The sequence below is a fragment of the Streptomyces sp. GL_148 genome, from assembly GCF_057834205.1.
On sequence record NZ_CM174396.1, the window covers coordinates 5,831,192 to 5,855,771 of the forward strand.

Sequence of the window (24,580 nt, forward strand, 5' to 3'; positions counted from 1 at the left end):
AACGCTGTAGTGACCTCACTGACTGCGACATACCAGGTGTACGCGGGTAGCAGGTGATGCGACGATGGGATTTATGGGGGACAGGTCAACTCTGCTGGAGACAGGGCGGTTTGTGAGGGCGGACTCCGAATCGGATGCGGAGGCCGATGGGGCGGCTCAGGCCGTTGACGTGCGGACCGCGATGACCACGCGGCCGGTACGGACCACGGCCACGGCGCCGACCACGCCGGACGTGTCGGTCGACGCGATGTTCGACGACGCGGTCTTCGGGCTGACCGACGCGGCCGGCGACGCCGCGCTGGAGGCCCGGCACAGGGCCGCCGCCGACAAGGGGGACCCGGGCGCGATGAGCGTACTGGGTGCCCTTCTGCTGCGCCGCGGCGACCTCGCGGGAGCCGAGCCGTACCTGCGCGGGGCGACCGGCGAGGGCGACCGCGCGGCCGCCAACAACCTGGGCGTCCTGCTGCACCAGCGCGGCTACCCCGAGGAGGCCGCCGGCTGGTGGCGCGTGGCGGCCGTGGCCGGATCCGCTCCCGCCGCGCACGCCCTGGGCCGCTACTACCGCGAGCGGGGCGACGAGCCCGCCGCCGAGTACTGGATGCGCCAGGCGGCGGAATCCGGCCATGCCCTGGGGGCCTACGGCCTCGCCGACCTGCTGGAGCACCGCGGCGACAAGGGTGTCGAGCGGTGGTTCCGCGCTGCCGCCGAGCAGGGGCACCGCGAGGCCGCGTACCGGCTGGCCCGGCACCTGCGCAAGGGTGACCCGGCCGAGGCCGAGCAGTGGTACCGGCAGGCCGCCGCGCGCGGGCACCGCCGCGCCGGGCTGCACCTGGGCGCGCTGCTGGAGGCGCGCGGGGAGCTGAAGGAGGCCGGCCGCTGGTACCTGACCTCCGCCAAGCAGGGCGAGCCGCGGGCGGCGTGCGCGCTCGGCTTCCTGCTGCGCGACGCCGGCGACGAGGAGAACGCGGCCACCTGGTGGCTGCGGGCCGCGCAGGACGGCGACGGCAACGCGGCGAACGCGCTGGGCGCACTGCACGCAGCGCGCGGCGAGACCCAGACGGCGGAGAAGTGGTACCGGGCCGCGATGGACGCGGGCGACCAGAACGGGGCGTACAACCTCGCGCTGCTCTGCGCCGCCCAGGAGCGGACCGGACCGGCCGAGCAGTGGTACCGGCGCGCGGCGTACGCGGGACACCGCGAGGCGGCCAACGCGCTGGCCATCCTGCTGCTGCAGGGCGGTGACGCGGAGGGCGCGGAGCCCTGGTTCTCGAAGGCGGCGGAGGCGGGGAGCGTGGACGCCGCCTTCAACCTCGGGATCCTCTTCGCCAGCCGCGACGAGGACCGGACGGCCCTGAAGTGGTACGAGCGGGCGGCGTCGGCGGGACACACCGACGCGGCGCTCCAGGTCGGCATCGCGCTGGTCCGCGACGGCGAGGAGCGGGCGGCGGAACGCCACCTGCGGTGCGCGGCCGGCGGCGGCAGCGCGGAGGCCGCCTTCCGGCTGGCCGCGCTGCTGGAGTCGCTGGCACCGCCGCCGGAGCCGGTTGCCCTGGGCGAGCCGGTGGGCGGAGCCGCGCGCACCGAGAGCGAGGAGTGGTACGAGCGGGCCGCGGAGCTGGGGCACCGGCGTGCGCAGGTCCGGGTCGGCATGCTGGCCGCCGCGCGGGGCGAGCTGGCGGCCGCCGCGCGGTGGTACCGGGAGGCGGCGGAGGCCGGCTCCCGCAACGGCGCCTTCAACCTGGGGCTGCTGCTGGCGCGCGAGGGCAACGAGCCCGAGGCGGCGCTGTGGTGGACCCGGGCGGCGGTGGCCGGCCACGGCCGGGCGGCGCTGCGGCTGGGACTGCTCGCGGCCCGGCAGGGAGACCTGACGGAGGGCCAGAAGTGGTGCGTGCGCGCCATGGAACTGGGCCCGGCCGAGGTCTCCGAGCGGGCGGCCCGGCTGCGCGAAGCGCTTGCCGAGGAGCTATCCGCGTAGACCCCTGTTCACCGATTTGCATCTGCTCGCCGTGCTCGCGTACAGTCAGGTTTACCGACGCGGGGTGGAGCAGCTCGGTAGCTCGCTGGGCTCATAACCCAGAGGTCGCAGGTTCAAATCCTGTCCCCGCTACTGAAGGCTCGAAGGCCCGGATCCCCTGGATCCGGGCCTTCGGTCGTTTCCCGGGCTTCCCGGACGAGAACGACGGAAAGGGCCGGGGCTCATCGAGCCCCGGCCCTTTCGTTCGTTCGCTACGCCCCCGTCATGCCCCGGCGCAGTTCGGGCACACCCCGCGGTACGTGACCTCGACCGCCGACACCACGAAGCCGAAACGCTCCGTGTCCGGCAGGTCGGCCAGGGGGTTGCCCGCCGGGTGGACGTCACGGATCGCGCCGCACTGTGCGCACACCAGGTGCTGGTGGGGGCGGTGGGCGTTCGGGTCGTACCGCTTGGCGCGCCGGTCCGTGGAAACTTCCAGCACCTCGCCCAGGCTGACGAGCTCGCCCAGGGTGTTGTAGACGGTCGCGCGGGAGATCTCCGGCAGCCTGCCCACGGCGCGCGCGTGCACCTCGTCGGCCGTCAGGTGAACGTGGTCACCATCGAGCACCTCGGCCACGACGCGCCGCTGTGCGGTCATGCGCCATCCGCGTCCGCGAAGTCGTTCCAGCAGGTCACTCATGCACGCCAGCCTAACAGCGAGGGGATTCGGTGTAACTCCCGAATACGTGTCGATTTGGATCCTGGCTTGACTTAGACAAAGTCCATCGTAGGATCGGTGACGTTAGGGCGCAGGACAGGTTTGCAGCAAATTTACGCAGGAGGCGCACGTGACGCAGGGACCGCTCACCACGGAGGCCGGAGCTCCGGTCGCCGACAACCAGAACAGCGAGACCGCCGGCATCGGCGGCCCCGTTCTGGTTCAGGACCAGCTGCTGCTGGAGAAGCTCGCGCACTTCAACCGCGAGCGCATCCCGGAGCGCGTGGTGCACGCCCGTGGCGCCGGTGCGTACGGCACGTTCACGCTGACCCGTGACGTCTCGCAGTGGACCCGTGCGAAGTTCCTGTCCGAGGTCGGCAAGGAGACCGAGACCTTCCTGCGCTTCTCCACCGTCGCGGGCAACCTCGGCAGCGCCGACGCGGTCCGCGACCCCCGCGGCTGGGCGCTGAAGTTCTACACCGAAGAGGGCAACTACGACCTCGTCGGCAACAACACCCCGGTGTTCTTCATCAAGGACGCCATCAAGTTCCCCGACTTCATCCACACCCAGAAGCGCGACCCGTACACGGGCTCGCAGGAGGCGGACAACGTCTGGGACTTCTGGGGTCTGTCGCCCGAGTCCACCCACCAGGTGACCTGGCTGTTCGGTGACCGCGGCATCCCGGCGACCTACCGCCACATGAACGGCTACGGCTCGCACACGTTCCAGTGGAACAACGAGGCCGGCGAGGTCTTCTGGGTCAAGTACCACTTCAAGACCGACCAGGGCATCAAGAACCTCACCCAGGCCGAGGCCAACCAGCTCGCCGGTGAGGACCCCGACTCGCACCAGCGCGACCTGCGCGAGTCCATCGAGCGCGGCGAGTTCCCGTCCTGGACCGTGCAGGTCCAGATCATGCCGGCGGCCGAGGCGGCCGAGTACCGCTTCAACCCGTTCGACCTCACCAAGGTGTGGCCGCACGAGGACTACCCGCCGATCGAGATCGGCAAGCTGGAGCTCAACCGCAACCCGGAGAACGTCTTCGCCGAGGTCGAGCAGTCGATCTTCTCCCCGGCGCACTTCGTCCCCGGTATCGGTCCGTCCCCGGACAAGATGCTCCAGGGCCGTCTCTTCGGCTACGGCGACGCCCACCGCTACCGCGTCGGCATCAACGCCGACCACCTGCCGGTGAACCGTCCGCACGCCACCGAGGCGCGCACCAACTCCCGTGACGGCTACCTGTACGACGGCCGCCACGCGGGTTCGAAGAACTACGAGCCGAACAGCTTCGGCGGCCCGCACCAGACGGACCGTCCGCTGTGGGTCTCCTCCGCCGTCACCGGTGGCACGGGCAACCACGTCGCGCCCTCGCACTCCGAGGACACCGACTTCGTTCAGGCGGGCAACCTCTACCGCCTGTACTCGGAGGACGAGAAGACCCGTCTGATCGAGAACCTCTCCGGCTTCATCGCCAAGGTCTCCCGCGACGACATCGTCGAGCGTGCGATCAACAACTTCCGTCAGGCGGACGGTGACTTCGGCAAGCGTCTGGAGGCCGCGGTCCAGGCCCTCCGCGCCTGATGGACGCCTTGCCGTAGCAGGCCGACGGGCCGGTACTCCCGTAAGGGGGCGCCGGCCCGTCGGCCGTTCCTACGCGGGTACGGACGCGGGCACGGTGGTGCGCCGTGCCGGGGCCCAGCAGCGGATGACATCGCGTACGGACACGATGCCCACCGGGCCGCCGTGCTCCAGGACGATCAGATGACGGAAGCCGCCGTGGGCCATCGCCTCGGCGGCTTCCTGCACGGTGGCGTCCGGGGTGCAGAAGACCACGTTGTTGGTGGTGTGCGCACCCACGGATTCCCGGTCGGGATCGTGACCCGCGCCGATCGAGTTGAGGATGTCGCGCTCGGTCAGGATGCCGATGCCGCTGTGTTCGGGATCGAGGACGACGGCGGCGCCGACGCGCCGGCCGGACATCAGGCAGGCCGCCTGCCGCAGGGTGTGAGTGGGTCCGAGGGTGAGGATCACGGTGCTCATGGCGTCGCGGACGAGCATGAAGAGAGCCACCTCCTGGTGAGTCCCTCCGCCTGGGTGGGGTGCGCGCACGAAGGGCCGCACTTAGAGAAGTCCTTCACAAGCGCACAAGCGGAGGAGTCTCAGATTCCCACGCACACCGAAAGCCAGCAAGGAGGCGCGTAAGGGGCGCTTTCGGCGCTGCGAGCGCGGGCCGCGCCGCCACGGCGGCGCGCGCCCCGTCCCGTACGCGTCAGCCGCGCGGGCGCAGCAGGTCCAGCATCTGCGCGTGGAGCAGCCCGTTGGAGGCCGCCGCGTTGCCGCCGTGCACGCCGTCCACCCCGTCCAGAGCGGTGAAGCGGCCGCCGGCCTCCTCCACCACGACGGCCAGGGCCGCCATGTCCCACAGGTTCAGCTCCGGCTCGGCGCACAGGTCGAGCGAGCCCTCGGCGACCATCATGTACGGCCAGAAATCGCCGTAGCCGCGCGTACGCCAGCACGCGCGGGTCAGGTCCAGGAAGCCGGGCAGCCGCCCCTGCTCCTCCCAGCCGCTCAGCGAGGAGTAGGCGAAGGAGGCGTCGCCGAGGGTGGCGACCTTGGAGACGCCGAGCGCGGTGGTCTCGCCGAGCGCGCCGCCCGCGAAGGCCCCCCGGCCGCGCGCCGCCCACCAGCGGCGGCCCAGCGCGGGCGCGGACACCACGCCGACCACGGGACGGAAGGCGCCGTCGGCCTGCTCCTCCATGAGCGAGATCAGCGTCGCCCACACCGGAACGCCGCGCACGTAGTTCTTCGTACCGTCGATCGGGTCGACGACCCAGCGGCGCGGGCCGTCGCCCTTGAGGCCGTACTCCTCGCCCAGGATGGCGTCGGCGGGACGCGCGGCGGAGATCCCGGCCCGGATGATCTCCTCGGTGGCGGTGTCCGCCTCGCTCACCGGGGTCATGTCGGGCTTGGTCTCGACCTTCAGGTCGAGGGCGCGGAACCGCTCCATCGTGGCGGCGTCCGCCGCGTCGGCGAGTTCGAGGGCAAGGCGCAGGTCATCGTCATACTCGGGCATGCCAGAACCCTACCGAGGCGGCCGGGGCGCCGTGGAAGACGTCCACGGTGCGGCACGGGCACCCTTGACAGGATCTGTCGGTCCGTCAACTCTGGCGGAGACGTCGACCGGAGGCGTCGAAGGGGAGGCGACGGTGCCGACGGCCCGGGAGTCCTTGCTCGAAGCGGCGGGAGCGGCGCTCGTGGCGCGCCCGTGGCCGGCCGTGCGCATGATCGACGTGGCCGCGGCCGCCGGGGTCTCGCGACAGACCCTCTACAACGAGTTCGCGGGCAAGACGGGCCTGGGCCACGCCCTGGTCCGCCGCGACGCGGCCTGGTACCTCGACGGGGTGGACCGGGCCCTGACCTCCTCGGGCGCTCCGGCCGAGCGGCTGGCGGCGGTCGTGGAGTGGACCGTGCGCGCGGGCCGGGAGCGCCCCCTCGCGCGAGCCCTGCTGACCGGGTGCTGGAACGGCAACTTACCCGTCCCGGCCGGCCGCGGAGTCCGGCCGGGGCTGCCCGCGCTGGGGCCCGCCGAGCTGATCCGCGGGGTCCGCGAGCGGGCCGACGCCGTGTTCGGGGCGCAGGAGGGTGCGCAGCGGTGCGAGCTCGCCGTGCGGCTCGCGCTGTCCTACCTGATCGCTCCGGGGGAGCCGCCGGAGCCGGGCCACGCCGGGCTGTTGCGCATGCTCGGTGCGCCCGGCCCCGGTGCGACGGGCCCCGGTGCGACGGGCCCCGGTGCGACGGGCCTCAGTGGGACGAGCCCGAGAGCTGGAGCCCGATGACGCCGAGGATCACCAGCGAGATCGAGACGAGTTTGAGGGTGGAGACCAGGTCCCCCAGGAAGACCATCCCGTAGACCGCGGTACCGGCCGCCCCGATGCCGGTCCACACCGCGTAGGCCGGTCCCACATCCAGCTTCTTCAGGGCCAGCGTCAGCAGACCGAAGCTGCCGAGCGCGAAGCACGCGAAGGCGATGGTCGGCCACAGCCGGGTGAAGCCGTGCGACAGCTTGAGGCAGACCGCGAACCCCGTTTCCAGGATCCCGGCGACCACGACCAGCAGCCACGCCATGGCGTACGCCTCCCCGCATCATGTGACGCGCTCACGGGCGGGCCCGAGCGCCACTTGGTGCGATTATGCCTTTACCAGACATCGGGTACGGCAAACCCCGCCGGTCGATCGCCCATCGATCAGTCGCCCTCGCGGCGCTCCCGCGTCTGGAGCAGCCGGCGCAGCGAGTACAGCCGCGCCGGATCCGCGTGACCGTCCTCCACCCACTTGTCGAGCGCGCAGTCCGGCTCGTCGTGGCTGCACGCGCGCGGGCAGCCCTCCGTCCCCGGCACCAGCTCCGGGAAGGCCAGGATGACCCGGGACGGGTCCACGTGGTGCAGGCCGAAGGACCGTACGCCCGGGGTGTCGATGACCCAGCCGTCCCCGCCCGGCAGCGGCAGCGCGAGCGCCGAGGTGGTGGTGTGCCGGCCGCGGCCGGTCACCGCGTTGACCACGCCGGTCGCGCGCTGGCGGCCCTCGGCGACCAGCGAGTTCACCAGCGTGGTCTTGCCGACGCCGGAGTGGCCGACGAAGGCGGTGATCCGGCCGTTCAGGTGCTCGCGCACCCGGTCGGCCGCGTCACCCGTCGCCAGCTCGTCGCGGTTGGTGACCACGTAGTTCAGGCCGAAGGTCGAGTAGATCTCCAGGATCTTGTCCGCGGAGGTCAGGTCGGACTTCGTGAGCACCAGCAGCGGTTCCAGCCCGGCGTCGTACGCGGCCACCAGGCAGCGGTCGATCATGCGGGGGCGCGGCTCGGGGTCGGCCAGCGCCGTCACGATGGCCAGCTGGTCGGCGTTGGCGACGACGACGCGCTCGTACGGATCGTCGTCGTCGGCCGTGCGCCGCAGGACGGACTTGCGCGCCTCGATCCGCACGATGCGGGCGAGGGTGTCCTTCTTGCCGGACAGGTCACCGACGATCCAGACCCGGTCCCCGACCACCGCCGCCTTGCGGCCCAGCTCGCGGGCCTTCATCGCGTGCACCGGACGGTCCTCGACCAGGCAGGTGAGCCGTCCGCGGTCCACGGTCAGGACGAAGCCCTCGGCCGCGTCCTCGTGCTTGGGGCGGATGGTCGTACGCGGCCGGTTGCCCTTGGGGTTGGGCCGCTGGCGGATGTCGTCCTCGTCGGTGTGCTTCCCGTACCTGCGCATGGCGGGCCCTACGCTCCCACGCCTGCCGGAGCCGCTTCGGCCCGGGCGAGCATGTCCGCCCACATCCTCGGGAAGTCCGGCAGGGTCTTCGCGGTCGTCGCCACGTTCTCGATGAGCACGCCCTCCACCGCCAGGCCGATCACCGCGCCGGCCGTGGCCATCCGGTGGTCGTCGTACGTGTGGAAGGTGCCGCCGTGCAGCGCGCGCGGCCGGATCCGCAGACCGTCCGCGGTCTCCGTGACATCGCCGCCCAGCCCGTTGATCTCCTTGGTGAGCGCCGCCAGCCGGTCCGTCTCGTGCATCCGCAGGTGCTGCACCCCGCGCAGCACGGACTCCGAGTCGGCCAGCGCCGCGACCGCCGCGATGCCCGGGGTGAGCTCCCCGACCTCGCCCAGGTCCACGTCGATGCCGTGGATCTTGCCGGTGCCGGTGAAGACCAGGCCGGCGTCCGTCAGCTCGCAGGAACCGCCCATCTCCGTGAAGATCCGGCGCAGCGCGTCACCGGGCTGCGTGGTGCGGCGCGGCCAGTCCGGGATGGTGACCGTGCCGCCGGTGATCAGGGCCGCCGCCATGAAGGGCTGCGCGTTGGACAGGTCCGGCTCCACGACCAGGTCGCGGCCGAGCAGGGCGCCGGGGGCGACCCGCCAGACGTTCTTCTCGCCGCCGGATTCGGGGGTGTCGACCTGCGCGCCCGCCGCGCGCAGCATCTCCACGGTCATCCGGATGTGGGGCATGGACGGCAGGTTGGTGCCCACGTGCCGGACCTCGACGCCCTGGTTGAAGCGCGGGGCGGAGAGCAGCAGCGCGGAGACGAACTGCGAGGAGTTGGTCGCGTCGATCTCGACGGTCCCGCCCTCCAGGGCCCCGCCGCCCTGGACGGTCAGCGGCAGCGCCCCGCGGCCGTCGTCGTCGATGCGGGCGCCGAGCGTGCGCAGCGCCGTGATGACCTGGCCCAGGGGGCGCTCGTAGGAGCGCGGGTCCCCGTCGAAGCGGATGTCGCCGGAGGCGAGGGTGGCGACGGGCGGCAGGAAGCGCATGACCGTGCCCGCGTTGCCGACGTCGACCGTGGCCGGGCCGTGCAGCGCGGCAGGGATGACGCGCCAGGCCTCGCCGTTGTCGCCCTCGCCGGCGGAGCTGGACGAGACCGTCTCCTCGATGCCGACGCCCAGCGCGCGCAGCGCGTCGGACATCAGCTGGGAGTCGCGCGAACGCAGCGGGCGGCGCACCCAGCCCGGCTCGGAGGCGAGCGCGGCGAGCACGAGGGCGCGGTTGGTGACCGATTTGGACCCGGGCACGGTGACGGTGGCCTGGACGGCGGCTTCGGCGAGCGGGGCGGGCCAGAGGGCGTGGGGCGCGGGGGTCTCGGTCATGGCCACCACTTTAGTGGCTTCCCATGGCCGCAGATCTTGATCACCGGGGGAGTCTCGGCGGGCGGACACGCGCAGGCCCGGCCCGGTCCGCGGTCGCCCGGAAGGAGGCGGCCGTCGGTCAGCGGCCGGTCAGCGGCCGGTCAGAGGGCCAGCAGCCAGCGGCCGCCGCCGATGAGCGAGGACAGCGCAACCACGTGGAAGAACAGCAGCCACACCACCGGGTGCACATGGGTGAGCCGTCCGAGCTGGTCCGCGTCGGAGTCGGGCGCCGCTCCCGCCCGTCGCCCGGCCACCACCCCTGAACGAGACGCTGCCGCGCCGCTGTGATGACGGCGCTTCGCGCCCAGCTCGAAGACCGGCCGGACGCCGCCGAGGAGCAGGAACCACACCACGGCGTACGCGAAGACCGCCTGCACGTCCGCCGGGGCCAGCCAGGAGACCAGTACGAAGGTGGCGCCCGTGACCAGCACCGACAGCAGCCCGTACGCGTTGCGGATCATCACCAGCACCGCCAGCAGCAGGGCGGTCGCCGCCCACAGCAGCAGGGTGATCCGGTGCGCCGAGAGCAGGGCCGCCCCGCCGAGGCCGAGCAGGGACGGCGCCGTGTACCCGGCGGCGGCGGTGAGGACCATGCCGGGTCCGGTGGGCTTGCCGCGGCTTACGGTGACCCCGCTGGTGTCCGAGTGCAGCCGTATCCCCTCCAGGCTGCGGCCCGTCAGCAGCGCCAGCAGTCCGTGGCCGCCTTCGTGGGCGATGGTGATCGCGTTGCGCGACAGCCGCCACACCGGCCGGGGCCCCACCACGACGAGCGCCGCCAGCCCGGTCGCGATCACCAGCCACTGGTCGGGCGCCGCCTGTATGCCGGTGAGCCGGTCCCACAGGCCGACCGCTGTGCTGGTGTTCATGAGGTGGCGGACTCCTTGTGGTGGCGGTCGGGTGACATGGCAGTGTGGCAGCCATGTGTGGAAGGTATGCAGCGAGTCGCGGGCCGGAGGAGCTGGCCGAGGTCTTCGGGGTGGAGCGGTGGGAGCCCGAGGAGGTGCTCGCGCCCGACTGGAACGTGGCTCCGACGAAAGAGGTCCACGTCGTCCTCGACCGTCCACTGAAAGACGCTCCGAGCCCGCGTCCGGTTCGCCAGCTGAGGGTCCTGAAATGGGGGCTCGTCCCGTCCTGGGCGCAGAACCCCGACGGCGCCGCCCGGATGATCAACGCCCGGTCCGAGACCATCGCGGAGAAGCCGTCCTTCCGCCGCCCCTTCGCACAGCGCCGCTGCATCATCCCGGCGGACGGCTACTACGAGTGGGTCACCGCCCACGACGAGAGGCAGCTCGAGGTCGAGGGCAAGAAGAAGCGGACGCGCAAGCAGCCCTACTTCGTCCTGCCCTCCGACGGCTCCGTCTTCGCCATGGCCGGGATATACGAGTTCTGGCGCGACCGGACCCTGCCCGACGAGCATCCGCTCGCCTGGTGGGCGACCTGCTCGGTGATCACCGCCGAGGCCGAGGCCGGTCCGCTCGGCGTCGCCCCCGCCGCGGGTCCGCGCTCGCTCGCCGACATCCACCCCCGGATGCCGCTGATGCTCACCCCGGACCGGTGGGACGCCTGGCTGGACCCGGCGCGGACCGACCCCGACGAGCTCCAGGCCCTGCTGGCCCCGCCGCCCGGCGGGCTGATGCGCGCCTATCCGGTGTCCACGGCCGCGAGCAACGTCCGCAACAACGGGCCCGAGCTGCTGGAGGAACTGGAAGGGCCCGAGGAGGGCACGCTCTTCTGAGGCCCCGGAGCCGCCCGGCCCCCCGGCGCTCCCGGCGGCCCCGGCGTCACCCCGGCCGCCGCCGCCGAGCGGCATGATCGGGGCATGAGCAGCACACGCACCGAGCGCACCGAGATCATCGGCACCCCGGCGGGCGAGGCCCGCATCACCTGGCACCCGGCCCCGGCGGGCAAGGCCCGCCTGGTGCTCGCCCTGGGCCACGGAGCCGGCGGCGGGATCGAGGCCCGGGACCTCCAGGCCCTGGCCGCGGCCCTGCCCGCCCTGGGGATCACCGTGGCGCTGGCCGAGCAGCCCTGGCGGGTCGCCGGGAAGAAGGTCGCAGCCGCGCCCAAGGTGCTGGACGTTGGCTGGAGCGCCCTGTGGCCCGCCTTCGCGGAGCCCGGTCTGCCCGTCGTCGCGGGCGGCCGCAGCGCCGGGGCCCGGGTGGCCTGCCGCACCGCCGCGGAACTGGGCGCGGCCGGGGTGCTCGCGCTGGCCTTCCCGCTGCACCCGCCGGGCCGGCCGGAGAAGTCCCGGGCCGAGGAGCTGCTGGGCGCCGGGCGGCCGGCGCTGGTGGTCCAGGGCGGCCGCGACGCCTTCGGGCGGCCGGAGGAGTTCCCGGCGCGGGGAGCGCGCGGAGCCTCGTACGAGCTGGTGGAAGTGGAGGGCGGGGATCACGGCTTCGCCGTGCCGAAGAGGACCGGTCCCACGCAGGAGGAGGCCCTGGAGGTGATCACCGGCGCGGTGGCCGGGTGGCTCGGCCGGCTGCTGCCGGTGTGACGCCGGTGTGACGTTGGTCCCGAAACCCCTGCCCCGCGGGGGAATGCGCCGCCCTGGCCGCCTGTTGTCCCGGATGTCGGTACGTACGGGAAGACGTCGGAGGAGAGGCACCGCATGACCCAGGTCATCAGCCAGAACCGTCCGCAGGCCGCTGACCTGGACTGGACAGTGCTGCCCGCGCCCAAGCGCGGCTTGGTTCGGGCGGCGGGCGACCGGGATGGTCGACTATTCTCCGATTCGAGCGGGTCCGCTTTCGGAGCCGCCACGCAGTCGGAGGAGGTGGGTCCTGTCGCCGGGACCGACGAAGGCCACGCGGAGGAGACGACCCCGGAGCGCAATGCGCGCTTCGAGAGGGATGCCCTCGGCTACCTCGACCAGATGTACTCGGCCGCCCTGCGCATGACGCGCAATCCGGCCGACGCCGAGGACCTGGTCCAGGAGACGTATGCGAAGGCGTACGCGTCCTTCCACCAGTTCCGCGAGGGCACCAACCTGAAGGCGTGGCTGTACCGCATTCTGACCAACACCTTCATCAACTCGTACCGCAAGAAGCAGCGCGAACCCCAGCGCAGTGCGGCGGAGGAGATCGAGGACTGGCAGCTTGCGCGCGCCGAGTCGCACATGTCGACGGGCTTGCGTTCCGCAGAGTCGCAGGCTCTCGATCACCTGCCCGATTCCGACGTGAAGGAAGCGCTCCAGGCCATTCCGGAGGAGTTCCGCATCGCGGTCTATCTTGCCGACGTAGAGGGCTTTGCGTACAAGGAGATCGCGGACATCATGGGTACACCCATCGGTACGGTCATGTCGCGACTGCACCGTGGCCGCCGTCAACTCCGTGGAATGCTTGAGGACTACGCCCGTGAGCGCGGGCTCGTCCCGGCCGGCGCGGGAGAGTCGAACGACCTGAAAGGCTCGGGCTCATGAGCTGCGGAGATGCGCACGAGACGGAGTGCTCCGAGGTCCTGGACCATCTTTATGAGTTCCTGGACCAGGAGATGCCCGACAGCGACTGCACGAAGTTCGAGGCGCACTTCGGCGAGTGCAATCCCTGTCTGGAGAAGTACGGCCTGGAACAGGCCGTGAAGAAGCTGGTCAAGCGCTGCTGCGGTTCGGACGACGTGCCGACCGACCTGCGCTCGAAGGTGATGGGGCGGATCGAGCTCATCCGTTCGGGGCAGGCCGTGCCGGACCATGACATTACGGCCGCGTCACCCGAGCCGGCCGTCGCATCCGAGCCGATGCCGGGATCTGCGGCGGGCTGAAAAGTTGAAAATCGGCCAGGTTCGCCGATGAAGTAGTACCCGATTGAACAATCTCGAACAGCCGCCCCCGGAAGGGCACTTCCTTCACTCGAACGTGGTAATCCGGGGGCGTCCGCATGGCGCAATGCAAAAATGTGGCCCACCTCGCTCCCGGCCCCACTTATTCTCCCCATTCGGTACTGGTTTGATTCGTACCTGACTTGCACGGCTCAGGGGGAGGAGAGCGCCATGCGGGTACTTCCGCCGTTGGCGCGCGCCTACGTCCTGTGCGCCGTCATCGCCGCCTGCGCGTGCGCCGCCCCGGCCGTCACCGGTTCCGCCACACCGTGGCCCTCCATCGGTCTGCTCTCCGTCCTCTACCTCGGCTGCGAACTGGTCAAGGTCTGCCCGCTCATGGGACGCCGGGTGCCCGACGGCCTCGGCTCCTTCTTCCCGGTGGTGCTGGCCGCCGTGTTCCTCCTGCCGCCGGCGGCCGCCGCCCTCGTCGCGCTGCCCGGCGGACTCGCCGGAACCGTGACGGCGCGGCCCGCCCGGGTACGGCGCATCTGGCACGGGGCGCAGCAGTCCATAGCCGCCTGGACCGCAGGGCAGCTCTACGGGCTGCTGGGCGGGCCCGAGGCGCTGGGCGCGGGCCCCGTCGGCGGGACGGGGCCGCCGGGCCCGGACGGGTCTGCGGGCCCGGCCGCCTGGGTCGCCGACTTCCCGTACGTGATGTTCCCCGCCGCCGCCGCGGCCGTCGCCTTCTGCCTGGTGCTGACCGCCCTCGACGGCGGCATCCTGGCCGCCGCCGAACGCCGGCCCGCCGCCACCGCCTGGCGGGGCCTCGCGACCCGGTCCCTCGCCCCGCACTGCGTGCACGGCCTCGCCGGGCTGATGATGGCCGTCATGTGGCGCAGCCCGTACGGACTCCCGGCCGCACTGCTCGTCATGCTGCCGATGTACATCTCCTGCTGGGTCTTCGCCCAGTACCACCGCGAGCGCGCCGCCCACCAGGCCACCATCCGGGCGCTGGTCCAGGCCGTCGACATCAAGGACCGCTACACCCGCGGCCACAGCGAGCGGGTCGGCCAGGCCTCGGCGATGATCGCCCGCGAGCTGGGCATGGGCGAGGAACGCCTCGAAGTCGTCCGCATCGCCGGGATCCTGCACGACGTCGGCAAGCTCGGCGTCCCGACCCGGCTGCTGCGCAAGGACGGACCGCTGACCTCCGAAGAACGCAAGATCATCGAACTCCACCCCGAGTACGGACACGAGATGGTGCGCGGCATCGGCTTCCTGGGAGAGGCCCGCGCGGCGATCCTGCACCACCACGAGCGGGTGGACGGCTCCGGCTACCCGTACGGGCTGACCGGGGAACAGATCCCGGTGCTGGCCCGGGTCGTGGCGGTCGCCGACGCCTTCGACGCGATGACCTCGACCCGGTCCTACAGCAGGGCCCGGCCGGTGCCGGTCGCCCTGGCCGAGCTGGAACGGTGCGCGGGGGCCCAGTTCGACCCGGAGATGGTGAAGGCGCTCGTCGACGCGATCGGCCGCCAGGGCTGGCATCCGAAGGTGACCTCGGACGACGACCTCCAGGTGATCCCGGCCCTTGCTCCCGCTGCAGGGGCGGACGGGGACCGGGCCGTGCCCATCGGCCCCCCGGGCCGGGTGGCGGACACCGACCGGGCCGTGCCCAGCGGCGCCCCGGGCGGGGTGCCGGACGGCACCGGTTCCATGCTGGCCGGGCTGCCCGCCCAGGCCGCCCCCGCCGGGGCTTCGCCCCAGGCCTGCCACTGCGTGCCGGAACCCCCGGTGGAGAGCGTGCCCACAGGCCGGCCCGGAACGGGGCGGCACGACGGGCCGGGGACGCCGGGCTCCCCGTCCGCCTCCGCGGCGGCGGCAGCGGACCCGGCGGGAACGCCCCGGTCCCCGTCCGCCCCTGCAGCGGGAGCAACGGCGTGAGGGGCTGGGCCGTCGCCGTCGTGCGCGGGGCCGCCGGGGCGCTGACCGTGGCCGCGCTCGGGCACACCGTGTGGAACGGCCTCACCGAGCCGGGCATCGCCCTCGCCTTCGGCACCCTGATCACCATCGGCGAGCTCGCCCGCCGGGACAGCGGCGACGCCGCCCGCCAGCAGCCCGCGCCGCTCGGATCCGCGGGGGCGCTCGCGTACGCCCTGCTCGGGCAGAACGCCGGAGCCCCCACCCACCACGGGGTCCTGCAGATCGTCGCCGTGGTCGTCGCGGCCGCGCTCCTCGGGATCGTCCCGCACATCGCCCGGGGCCGCGGTCCCGCCCTCGACCACCTGGCCCGCCGCGTCCTCACCGTCACCTTCGCCGCCGTCTGCTTCCAGCCGCTCTACAACTCCGGGCGGCTGGAGCAATGGGTCGGCCAGGGCCCGTACCTCGTGCTCTTCCTGGTCTTCGTCCTCGGGCTCACGGCCCTGTGCGACGCGGTCCTCGGCGCGGCCCTCGCCGGGGCCCGCACCGGCTGGCCGTTCGCCCCGCTGCTGCGCGACGAGCTCCGCGCCCAGCTGGGCATCGGCGCCGCGATCTGCGCCACGGGCGTGGTGATGGCCCTCGGCGTCGCCGTCGCCGGCCTGTGGGCGGTGCCCGTCTTCAGCGTGCCGCTGCTCCTGACCCAGATGTCCTTCCACCGGATCACCGCCATCCGCACCACCTACCGCCAGACCATCACCTCCCTCGCCCGCGCCACCGAGATCGCCGGCTACACCCGGCCCGGCCACTCCCGCCGGGTCGCCGCCCTCAGCTGCGCCGTGGGGCGGGAGCTGGGCCTCTCGGAGCGGGAGCTCAGGGTGCTGGAGTACGCCGCCCTCATGCACGACATCGGGCAGCTCTCCCTCGTCGACCCGGTCCCGGCCGGGGCCACCGCCGAGCTGCCCGAGGCCGAGGCCCGCAGGATCGCCGGGCTCGGCGGGGAGGTGGCCCGCCAGACGGGCGTCCCGGCCGAGGTCGCGGTGGTGGTGGAGCTGCAGGCGGACCCGTACCGCGACCAGCCCGTCGCCGCCCGGATCGTGCGCGCGATCAACGCGTACGACGACCTCGTCGGCGGTGCCCGTCACCCGGGCGGCTCATTGGAGGCCCTGGAGCGGCTGCGCCTGGGGACCGGCAGCGACTACCAGCCGGAAGTCGTGGAGTGTCTCGCCAGGGTGCTCGCCCGGGGCGGACGTGCCAGAGTCGTACCCGTCCCGCCTGGGTAACCCATGGGTAATGAGCGGCCGTCCGAGTGGGCATGGTTGGATGCCAGTGAGAGTGTTTCCGGCAGGAGCGTTCGCAGCAGGAGTGTCCCGAGCAAGAGTGTCCGGCAGGCGGGAATCGTGAGGATCTTCGGGAAGGTACGGCATCGGCCCTCCGCCTCGTGGCGGCAGGCCACCGACCGCGCGTTCACGCTGATCGGCGACGGTCGGTACGAGGACGCGGGCGCGCTCCTGACCAGAGCGGCGGACCTGGAACCCTGGCTGTCCGAGTCCTGGTTCAACCTGGCGCTGCTCCACAAGTTCCGCCACGACTGGGAGCAGGCGCGGGCCGCCGGGCTGCGTGCCGTGGCCCTGCTCGACCGGGAGACCGGCGCCCCGGACTGGTGGAACGTCGGCATCGCCGCGACCGCGCTGCAGGACTGGCCGCTGGCCCGTCGCGCCTGGCAGGCGTACGGGCTCAAGGTGCCCGGAGACCCGCACGGGCCGGGCGGCGGCCCTCACGCCAACGGCGAACCGGTCGGCATGGAGCTCGGGAGCGCGGCCGTACGGCTGTCGCCCGAGGGCGAGGCCGAGGTGGTCTGGGGCCGCCGGCTGGACCCGGCCCGCATGGAGGTCCTGTCGATCCCGCTGCCCTCCTCGGGCCGGCGCTGGGGCGAGGTCGTCCTGCACGACGGGGTCCCGCACGGCGAGCGCGTCACCGCGGCCGGGCCCTCCTACCCCGTGTTCGACGAGATCGAGCTGTGGGCGCCCTCCCCGGTGCCGACCTGGGTGGTGCTCCTGGAGGCGGCCACCGAAGCCGACCGCAACGCCCTGGAGCAGCTGGCCTCCGACGCCGGCTTCGCCGCCGAGGACTGGTCCTCCTCGGTGCGGCTGCTGTGCCGGACCTGCTCGGAGAGCGCGATGCCGAGCGGCGAGGGCGACGGCGAGCAGCTGGACCCGCACGACCACAGCGAACCGGGCCACCCCGGCCCGCTGGGGCACCGTACGACCGGGTCGGGATCCCTGTGGGTGCCCGAGCGGGAGTGCGGGATCGCGGCGCCGGCGGGCCTGGTGCGCGGGCTGCTCGACGGCTGGGTCGCGGACAGTCCGGACAGCCGGGAGTGGCGGGATCTCGAAGAGGTCTGCTGAGCCGGGGCCGTAGTCTGTACCGGCACATCGGTGACTGGTGGAATTACGGAAGGCGTACGGCGGACATGGCGCAGCAGGAGAACGACGTTGTCGAGGTCGGTGTGGCCGGCGAAGTGAACGACGGGTACGTCGTGGACACCGAGAACTGTGAGGCGCGCGAGCTCGCCCACCGTGAGCGCGGCACCGCCCGCCCCATCACGGTGGTCGGCAACCCGGTCCTGCACCGGGAGTGCAAGGACGTCACCGAGTTCGGTGACGAGCTGGCGCAGCTGATCGACGACATGTTCGCCAGCCAGAAGGCCGCCGAGGGCGTGGGCCTCGCCGCGAACCAGATCGGCGTCGACGCCAAGGTCTTCGTCTACGACTGCCCGGACGACGACGGCAACCGTCACACCGGCGTGGTGATCAACCCGAAGCTCGTCGAGCTGCCGGCCGGCGCACGGATCCTGGACGACTCGAACGAGGGCTGCCTGTCGGTCCCGACCGCCTACGCCTCGCTGGCCCGCCCGGACTACGCCGAGGTGACCGGCCAGGACGCCCAGGGCAACCCGATCAAGGTGCGGGGCACCGGCTACTTCGCGCGCTGCCTGCAGCACGAGACCGACCACCTGTACGGCTACCTGTACATCGACCGGCTCTCGAAGCGGGACCGCAAGGACGCGCTGCGGCAGATGGAAGAGGGCACCGCGCGCTACGAGACGGTTCCGAACGCGTAGCCGTCCGTACCCGTACCCGTACCCGTACGCGAAAGGCGTCCCGCTCCTGACCGGAGCGGGGCGCCTTTCGCGTGGAGCGGCGCGGGGGGCTAGTCCCAGGAGATGTCGCTCGGTTCGGGCGCGGCCGGGTGCCGGCCGACGGTCCGGATGGTGCGAGTCATGAGATCCCCTGTCGTATGCGAACGAGCAAACCGTAGGACGAAAACGATCAAGGCGGGGAAATTTCTTGATCATTTTGTCAAGTCGGCCGGACGTCAGGCCGCGGCCGGGCCCCGGAATGCGCGGCGGAAGGCGTTCGGGGTGGTGCTCAGCGTCCGCAGGAAGTGGTGGCGCAGGGCCGCCGCGGTACCGAATCCGCAGCGCCCCGCGATGGCGTCCACCGTCTCGTCGGTGGCCTCCAGTAGCTCCTGCGCCAGCAGGACCCGCTGGCGCAGCACCCACTGGTACGGGGTGGTCCCCGTCTCCTGGAGGAAGCGGCGGGCGAAGGTCCGCGCGGACATGTGGGCCCGCTCCGCGAGCTGCTCGACCGTGATCTCCTCCTCCAGGTGGCGGGCCATCCAGCCGATCACCTCGCCCACGGTGTCGCAGGAGGTGCGGGGCAGCGGGCGCTGGATGTACTGCGCCTGCCCGCCGTCCCGGTGCGGCGGTACGACCATCCGCCGGGCGATGGTGTTGGCCACCTCGGCGCCCTGCTCCTGCCGCACGAGGTGCAGGCACGCGTCGATCCCGGAGGCGGTCCCCGCCGAGGTGATCACCTGGCCCTCGTCCACGTAGAGCACGTCCGGGTCGACCCTGGCCCGCGGGAAGCGGCGGGCCAGGGTCGGGGCGTGCATCCAGTGCGTGGTGCAGCGCCGGTCGTCCAGCAGGCCGGCCGCGCCCAGCATGAAGGCCCCGCTGCACACGCTCAGCACCCGCGCGCCCCGGTCCACGGCCCGCCGCAGGGCCTCCAGGAGGGGCTCCGGGTACACGCGGGTGGGTGCCTCGCGGTCGGCGGGCAGGCAGATCAGGTCCGCCTCCTCCAGTCGCTCGGGTCCGTGGGGGAGCGTGAGGCTGTAGTGGCCGTCGCCCACGGTGATCGGGTTCTCCTCCATCGCGCAGACGGCGAAGTCGTAGGTCGGCAGGCCCATGGCGCTGCGGTCGATCCCGAAGACCTCGCAGAAGATGCCCATCTCGAAGGGGGTGACCCCGTTCACCACGGCCACGGCCACGTTGTTGAGGGAGGAAGGCTTCAGCATGCTTCCAGTGTGGCAGTAATTCGCTCTTTCATGACAGTCCTGCCACTGTCCGGTTTCGGCCGCCGTGGCGAGAGTGGAGTCATGAACACATTCCTCGACTACTTCGTCGTCCTGGCCGTCGCCGCCCTGCTCCTGGGCCCCGCCCTCTACGGAACCGCGCGCGAGCGCCGCCTCGACCGGCAGATCCGCGCGGCCGAGCGGCGCGGTCAGCCGAGGGCCGGGTCCCGGTCGGAGGTCACGGTCCAGCCGGTCGCCCTGGCACGGACCCGGCGGCGGCCCGTGAACAGGAGCACGCCGGCCGCCGTGAGGGAGAGCGCGGACAGCGCGCACAGCACCCAGGACAGCAGATGGGTGGACGGGGTCAGCAGCGGTGGCAGCAGCAGGGCGAACGCCGCGAACAGGGCGGCGAGCCAGGGCACGTGGGAGCCGGCCGCCACCGGGGTGCGCGGCGGGACGGGGCGTACCCGGCGGCGGGCGTCCGGCTCCACCGAGCTGTCCGCGAGCACGCTCTCGAAGGTGTCGCGGTCGAGGGTGAGCCAGAGCGCCTCGCCGTCGTCGGTGACGAACACGACGGGCTGAGCGGCGCCGAGCAGCCGCCAGCGCGCGGCGCCGCACAGCCAGCCGGGCCGCCCCGCGAACCCGGCGGCGAGCCCGGGCAGGGAGTGATCCACATCGGCGTTGCCGGTGCGGGCCTTGACCTCGGTGCCGTCCGCGAGCTTCAGGCCCAGCCAGGACCGGGACTTCGTCCTTGGAGTGCCCGCGAGCCGGCCCAGGACCGTGGTGTCCGTGCGCACCGCGGCCGTGATCTCGGCGCGGACGGCGGGCAGGGGGCCGCCGGTACGCGCGTCATCGCGCAGCACCCGCAGGGGGCCGGTCGAGCCGAACGCCCGCCTCAGGCCGAAGACCAGGAGGGGCAGCAGCCCGAAGAGCGGCAGCTCGAGGAGGAAGGTGTCGCCGTCCGGGGAGCGGGTACCCCACAGGGACGATCCGCCGGTGCCGAGCCGTTCGGTGTCGGACTCCTCGTCGATGTAGCCGCCGAGCCCGGGCCTGCCGGGGACGTGGAGCACCCGGACGTGGTCGCCCTTCTCCGAGGCCCAGGAGCCGAGCCGGGCTCCGTCGACGCGCAGCGGCTCGGTTCCGTGGATCCCGGGCACGCCGACGGTCACGTCACCGGTGTGCCGGTGGCCCACGTTCCGCAGGCCGTGCACCTTCGTGATCCGTACCTCGTCGACGACGGCCCCCGCGTCCTGCAGGGCCGAGATCCGGCGGGCGTCGGCCCCGTCGGGTTGCAGGGCCAGATCGACGAGGAAGACGGGGGCGAAGAACAGGAACCAGATGAGGACGAACGGCCGGAGCAGTCCGATCCGCCTCCACCGCAGCCGCCCCGGCGGCGACGGAACCGGTCCGGCGGCGAGCGCGGGCGCGGTCCGCGCCGGCCGGAGCCTGCCCCACAGCCAGGCGGCGGTGCACAGGAGCGCCGCCGCCCCCGGTATGACGACGTCCCATCGGGGTACGAGCATCCCCGGACGGACGACGAAGGCGTAGATCGCCACCTGCGTCAGTAGCAGTGCGGCCCCGCCCGAGAACCTGGTGAACCAGGTGGATCTTCCCATGGGCGGGGACGCTAGCAACTGGTGACGGGACCTAGAAGTCCTCGTCCAGGTCGACCGTGCCCTCGACCGCGACCTGGTAGGCCGACGGGCGGCGCTCGAAGAAGTTCGTCAGCTCCTGGACGCCCTGGAGCTCCATGAAGGTGAACGGGTTCTGCGAGCCGTAGACGGGCGCGAAGCCGAGGCGGACCAGGCGCTGGTCCGCGACGCACTCCAGGTACTCGCGCATCGACTCGGTGTTCATGCCCGGCAGGCCGTCACCGCACAGGTCTCGGCCGAACTGCAGCTCCGCCTCCACGGCCTCCTTCAGCATGTCGACGACCTGCTGCTGGAGCGCGTCGTCGAAGAGCTCCGGCTCCTCCTTGCGGACCGTGTCGATCACCTCGAAGGCGAAGCTCATGTGGGCGCTCTCGTCACGGAACACCCAGTTGGTGCCCGTCGCCAGACCGTGCAGCAGGCCGCGCGAGCGGAACCAGTAGACGTAGGCGAACGCCCCGTAGAAGAACAGGCCTTCGATGCACGCGGCGAAGCAGATCAGGTTCAGCAGGAAGCGGCGGCGGTCGGCGGCCGTCTCCAGGCGGTCGATCTTTTCCACCGAGTCCATCCAGCGGAAGCAGAACTGCGCCTTCTCGCGGATCGAGGGGATCTCCTCGACCGCGTCGAAGGCGGCCGCGCGGTCGTCCGGGTTGGGCAGGTAGGTGTCGAGCAGCGTCAGGTAGAACTGGACGTGCACGGCCTCCTCGAAGAGCTGGCGCGACAGGTACAGGCGCGCCTCCGGGGAGTTGATGTGCTTGTACAGGGTCAGCACGAGGTTGTTCGAGACGATCGAGTCGCCCGTCGCGAAGAACGCGACCAGGCGGCCGATCATGTGCTGCTCGGAGGGCGTCAGCTTCGCGAGGTCCGCGACGTCCGAGTGGAGGTCGACCTCCTCGACGGTCCAGGTGTTCTTGATCGCGTCCCGGTAGCGCTCGTAGAAGTCCGGGTAGCGCATGGGGCGGAGGGTCAGTTCGAAGCCCGGGTCGAGCAGGTTCTTGTCGGTGGAGCTCATTACTGGCAGGCCTCGCAGGACTCGGGGTTTTCAAGGGAGCAGGCCAGCGCGTCGGCGTCGACGGCCTGCGGGAGCGGGGTGGCGGCCGCCGGGACCGTGCTGCCGGAGGCGGCGCGGGCGATCTTCGTCGCGGGGCGGGAGCGCAGGTAGTACGTGGTCTTCAGGCCCTGCTTCCAGGCGTACGCGTACATCGAGCTGAGCTTGCCGATGGTGGGCGTCTCCAGGAACAGGTTCAGCGACTGCGACTGGTCCAGGAACGGCGTACGGGCCGCCGCCATGTCGATCAGTCCGCGCTGCGGGATCTCCCACGCCGTGCGGTACAGGTCGCGCACCTCCGCCGGGATCCAGCCGAAGCCCTGGACCGAGCCGGAGGACTCGCGCAGCGCCTCGCGGGTCTGGGCGTCCCAGACGCCGAGCCGCTTGAGCTCCTGCACCAGGTAGCCGTTGACCTGGAGGAACTCACCGCTCAGGGTCTCGCGCTTGAAGAGGTTGGAGACCTGCGGCTCGATGCACTCGTAGACGCCCGCGATGGAGGCGATGGTCGCCGTCGGGGCGATGGCCAGGAGCAGGGAGTTGCGCATGCCGCTCTTCGCGACCCGCGCGCGCAGCGCGTCCCAGCGCTCCGGCCAGCTCAGCTCGACGTCGTAGTGGTCGGGGTGCAGAACGCCGCGGGCGGTGCGGGTCTGCTCCCACGCGGGGAGCGGGCCGCTGCGCTCGGCCAGGTCGCACGAGGCCTCGTACGCCGCGAGCATGATGCGCTCGGAGAGCTTCGTGGACAGGGCCTTCGCCTCGGGGGAGTCGAAGGGCAGCTTGAGCTGGAAGAAGACGTCCTGGAGGCCCATCGCGCCCAGGCCCACCGGACGCCAGCGGGCGTTGGAGCGGCCGGCCTGCTCGGTCGGGTAGAAGTTGATGTCCACGACGCGGTCGAGGAAGGTGACCGCGGTGCGGACGGTCTCGTCCAGGCGCTCCCAGTCGATCTCCCCGTTGACGACGAACGCGCCGAGGTTGACCGAGCCGAGGTTGCAGACGGCCGTCTCGCCGTCGTTGGTGACCTCGATGATCTCGGTGCAGAGGTTCGAGGAGTGGACGACGGTGCCCGGCTCGGCGGTCTGGTTCGCCGTGCGGTTGGAGGCGTCCTTGAAGGTCATCCAGCCCTGGCCGGTCTGAGCGAGGGTGCGCATCATCCGGCCGTACAGGTCGCGGGCGGGCATGGCCTTGCGGGCCAGGCCCGACGCCTCGGCCTTGCGGTAGGCGGCGTCGAACGCGTCGCCCCACAGGTCGACCAGCTCGGGGACGTCGGCCGGCGAGAACAGCGACCAGTCGGCGTCGGCGTTCACGCGGCGCATGAACTCGTCCGGCACCCAGTGGGCCAGGTTCAGGTTGTGCGTACGGCGCTGGTCCTCGCCGGTGTTGTCGCGGAGCTCCAGGAACTCCTCGATGTCCGCGTGCCAGGTCTCCAGGTAGACCGCGGCGGCGCCCTTGCGGCGGCCGCCCTGGTTCACGGCGGCGACGGAGGCGTCGAGGGTCTTCAGGAACGGCACGATGCCGTTGGAATGGCCGTTCGTGCCGCGGATCAGCGAGCCGCGGGAGCGGATGCGGGAGTACGAGAGGCCGATGCCGCCGGCGTGCTTGGAGAGGCGCGCGATCTGGTGGTAGCGGTCGTAGATCGAGTCGAGCTCGTCCAGCGGGGAGTCCAGCAGGTAGCAGGAGGACATCTGCGGGTGCCGGGTGCCGGAGTTGAAGAGGGTGGGGGAGGAGGGCAGGTAGTCGAGGCGGCTCATCAGCCGGTAGAGGGAGGCGACTTCCTCCACGGCCGGGACGGCAGTACTTGAATCAAACGCAGTGTCCGCGGCGAGACCGCAGGCCACGCGCAGCATGAAGAACTGCGGGGTCTCGATGACCTGGCGGGTGATCGGGTGGCGCAGCAGGTAGCGGCTGTGCAGGGTGCGCAGGCCGAAGAAGCCGAAGCGGTCGTCGGCGCCCTCGGCGAGCGCGTGCCCGACCAGCGCGTCGAGCCGGTTCGCGTGCAGGCGTACGAAGTCGGCGGTGCGGTCGGCGATCAGCCCCTCGCGGTGGCCGACCTCGACGGAGCCGGAGAAGGAGGTGGCGCCCTGGCCGGCGGCCTCGTCGCGCACGGCCAGCGTCAGCAGGCGGGCGGCGAGGCGGGAGTAGGCCGGGTCCTCGGAGATCAGTCCGGCGGCCGCCTCGGTGGCGAGCGTACGGAGCTCCGCCTCGTCGGCGGCGGCGCTGCGGCCGCGCAGCGCGGCGGCGGCGACCCGGCCGGGGTCGGTGTCGGGCAGGTCGACGGTCAGCTCGGTGAGCGTGCGCAGCAGCGCGGCCCCCGGACCCTCATGAGCGGACGGGTCGGACTCGGCGCGCGGTGCGGAAGGCGCGATGGTCACGGGGGGAGCTCTCCTCGCTCGGCTCCGGGAACACCGTTGGTGCGGGGCGCGAGGGGGCGCACGTGGGGGAGCGCGTGCCTGGCAGGGCCGTGCGCGTGCGCCACGTGGCGTCCACCGGCCCAACCGCGAGGCCCGGACACATCTGCACCCGGTT

21 protein-coding genes, 1 tRNA gene and 1 pseudogene are annotated in these 24,580 nt (G+C 72.3%); 12 read left to right on the top strand and 11 right to left on the bottom strand.

All coding sequences use genetic code 11. The annotated features are described in order from the left end of the window. Positions 1 to 64 precede the first annotated feature (64 nt). Together AC3IYI_RS26895 and AC3IYI_RS26900 are read left to right on the top strand one after the other, a co-directional pair. A complete protein-coding gene (locus AC3IYI_RS26895; protein ID WP_489406145.1) occupies positions 65 to 1,975 on the top strand; it encodes an SEL1-like repeat protein in 1,911 nt (636 codons plus the stop codon). 58 nt (positions 1,976 to 2,033) lie between these two features. Then, positions 2,034 to 2,107: transfer RNA gene (locus AC3IYI_RS26900), tRNA-Met, on the top strand. A gap of 130 nt (positions 2,108 to 2,237) precedes the next feature. Here the strand turns inward: AC3IYI_RS26900 and AC3IYI_RS26905 are convergent. Beyond that, positions 2,238 to 2,654, bottom strand: coding sequence for a Fur family transcriptional regulator (locus AC3IYI_RS26905; protein ID WP_489406146.1), 417 nt, complete (start codon positions 2,652 to 2,654; stop codon positions 2,238 to 2,240). A 148-nt stretch (positions 2,655 to 2,802) separates the two neighbouring features. Here AC3IYI_RS26905 and AC3IYI_RS26910 point away from each other — a divergent pair, with 148 nt between their 5' ends. After that, positions 2,803 to 4,254, top strand: a complete 1,452-nt coding sequence (locus AC3IYI_RS26910; protein WP_489406147.1) for a catalase — start codon at positions 2,803 to 2,805, stop codon at positions 4,252 to 4,254. 69 nt (positions 4,255 to 4,323) lie between these two features. Here the strand turns inward: AC3IYI_RS26910 and AC3IYI_RS26915 are convergent, their stop codons facing one another. Then, positions 4,324 to 4,731: a CBS domain-containing protein gene (locus AC3IYI_RS26915; RefSeq protein ID WP_250750305.1), complete on the bottom strand. Its 408-nt coding sequence runs from the start codon at positions 4,729 to 4,731 to the stop codon at positions 4,324 to 4,326. 211 nt (positions 4,732 to 4,942) lie between these two features. Further along, positions 4,943 to 5,746, bottom strand: a complete 804-nt coding sequence (hisN, locus tag AC3IYI_RS26920) for a histidinol-phosphatase (protein WP_489406148.1) — start codon at positions 5,744 to 5,746, stop codon at positions 4,943 to 4,945. 133 nt (positions 5,747 to 5,879) lie between these two features. Between hisN and AC3IYI_RS26925 the strand changes: the two genes are divergently transcribed. Next, the gene (locus tag AC3IYI_RS26925; RefSeq protein WP_489406149.1) at positions 5,880 to 6,509 is read left to right on the top strand and encodes a TetR/AcrR family transcriptional regulator; all 630 of its coding nucleotides are present in this window, start codon (positions 5,880 to 5,882) and stop codon (positions 6,507 to 6,509) included. Here AC3IYI_RS26925 and AC3IYI_RS26930 read toward each other — a convergent pair. The 4 genes from AC3IYI_RS26930 to AC3IYI_RS26945 form a co-directional block, all read right to left on the bottom strand. Next, positions 6,475 to 6,798, bottom strand: coding sequence for a DMT family transporter (locus tag AC3IYI_RS26930; RefSeq protein WP_489406150.1), 324 nt, complete (start codon positions 6,796 to 6,798; stop codon positions 6,475 to 6,477). The two genes, AC3IYI_RS26925 and AC3IYI_RS26930, sit on opposite strands and share 35 nt — an antisense overlap. Positions 6,799 to 6,917: 119 nt before the next feature. Further along, entirely contained in the window at positions 6,918 to 7,928 is a 1,011-nt protein-coding gene (gene rsgA / locus AC3IYI_RS26935) for a ribosome small subunit-dependent GTPase A (protein WP_489406151.1), read from the bottom strand. Positions 7,929 to 7,936: 8 nt separating this feature from the next. Then, on the bottom strand, positions 7,937 to 9,298 hold the full coding sequence (aroA, locus tag AC3IYI_RS26940) for a 3-phosphoshikimate 1-carboxyvinyltransferase (RefSeq protein ID WP_489406152.1): 1,362 nt from the start codon (positions 9,296 to 9,298) through the stop codon (positions 7,937 to 7,939). 140 nt (positions 9,299 to 9,438) lie between these two features. Continuing rightward, entirely contained in the window at positions 9,439 to 10,203 is a 765-nt protein-coding gene (locus AC3IYI_RS26945) for a M50 family metallopeptidase (RefSeq protein ID WP_489406153.1), read from the bottom strand. 53 nt (positions 10,204 to 10,256) lie between these two features. On the opposite strand from AC3IYI_RS26945, the gene AC3IYI_RS26950 reads away from it, so the two are divergent. The 8 genes and pseudogenes from AC3IYI_RS26950 to def all read left to right on the top strand — a co-directional run bounded on the left by AC3IYI_RS26950 (position 10,257) and on the right by def (position 18,131). Further along, positions 10,257 to 11,072, top strand: coding sequence for an SOS response-associated peptidase (locus AC3IYI_RS26950; protein WP_489406154.1), 816 nt, complete (start codon positions 10,257 to 10,259; stop codon positions 11,070 to 11,072). A gap of 84 nt (positions 11,073 to 11,156) precedes the next feature. Further along, entirely contained in the window at positions 11,157 to 11,831 is a 675-nt protein-coding gene (locus tag AC3IYI_RS26955) for an alpha/beta hydrolase family protein (RefSeq protein WP_489406155.1), read from the top strand. A 279-nt stretch (positions 11,832 to 12,110) separates the two neighbouring features. Next, positions 12,111 to 12,755: a sigma-70 family RNA polymerase sigma factor gene (locus AC3IYI_RS26960; RefSeq protein ID WP_008741505.1), complete on the top strand. Its 645-nt coding sequence runs from the start codon at positions 12,111 to 12,113 to the stop codon at positions 12,753 to 12,755. Beyond that, entirely contained in the window at positions 12,752 to 13,093 is a 342-nt protein-coding gene (gene rsrA / locus AC3IYI_RS26965; RefSeq protein WP_489406156.1) for a mycothiol system anti-sigma-R factor, read from the top strand. The genes AC3IYI_RS26960 and rsrA overlap by 4 nt, the downstream gene beginning before the upstream one ends. Before the next feature lie 228 nt (positions 13,094 to 13,321). Continuing rightward, a pseudogene (locus tag AC3IYI_RS26970) lies at positions 13,322 to 14,716 on the top strand (HD-GYP domain-containing protein); the annotation flags it as partial. Between the two features lie 314 nt (positions 14,717 to 15,030). After that, positions 15,031 to 16,290 carry an HD-GYP domain-containing protein gene (locus tag AC3IYI_RS26975; protein ID WP_489406157.1) on the top strand — a complete coding sequence of 420 codons (1,260 nt, stop codon included), beginning with the start codon at positions 15,031 to 15,033 and terminating at the stop codon, positions 16,288 to 16,290. 117 nt (positions 16,291 to 16,407) lie between these two features. Further along, complete coding sequence (locus AC3IYI_RS26980) at positions 16,408 to 17,415, top strand: tetratricopeptide repeat protein (RefSeq protein WP_489406158.1); 1,008 nt, start codon at positions 16,408 to 16,410, stop codon at positions 17,413 to 17,415. A 65-nt stretch (positions 17,416 to 17,480) separates the two neighbouring features. Next, positions 17,481 to 18,131: a peptide deformylase gene (gene def / locus AC3IYI_RS26985; RefSeq protein WP_489406159.1), complete on the top strand. Its 651-nt coding sequence runs from the start codon at positions 17,481 to 17,483 to the stop codon at positions 18,129 to 18,131. 254 nt (positions 18,132 to 18,385) lie between these two features. On the opposite strand, the gene AC3IYI_RS26990 is transcribed toward def, so the two are convergent. The 4 genes from AC3IYI_RS26990 to AC3IYI_RS27005 form a co-directional block, all read right to left on the bottom strand. Next, the gene (locus AC3IYI_RS26990; protein ID WP_489406160.1) at positions 18,386 to 19,366 is read right to left on the bottom strand and encodes a helix-turn-helix domain-containing protein; all 981 of its coding nucleotides are present in this window, start codon (positions 19,364 to 19,366) and stop codon (positions 18,386 to 18,388) included. 206 nt (positions 19,367 to 19,572) lie between these two features. After that, positions 19,573 to 20,979 carry a hypothetical protein gene (locus tag AC3IYI_RS26995; protein WP_489406161.1) on the bottom strand — a complete coding sequence of 469 codons (1,407 nt, stop codon included), beginning with the start codon at positions 20,977 to 20,979 and terminating at the stop codon, positions 19,573 to 19,575. 31 nt (positions 20,980 to 21,010) lie between these two features. Continuing rightward, positions 21,011 to 22,024 carry a ribonucleotide-diphosphate reductase subunit beta gene (locus tag AC3IYI_RS27000; protein ID WP_489406162.1) on the bottom strand — a complete coding sequence of 338 codons (1,014 nt, stop codon included), beginning with the start codon at positions 22,022 to 22,024 and terminating at the stop codon, positions 21,011 to 21,013. After that, a complete protein-coding gene (locus tag AC3IYI_RS27005) occupies positions 22,024 to 24,426 on the bottom strand; it encodes a ribonucleoside-diphosphate reductase subunit alpha (protein ID WP_489406163.1) in 2,403 nt (800 codons plus the stop codon). The genes AC3IYI_RS27000 and AC3IYI_RS27005 overlap by 1 nt, the downstream gene beginning before the upstream one ends. Positions 24,427 to 24,580: the final 154 nt, after the last annotated feature.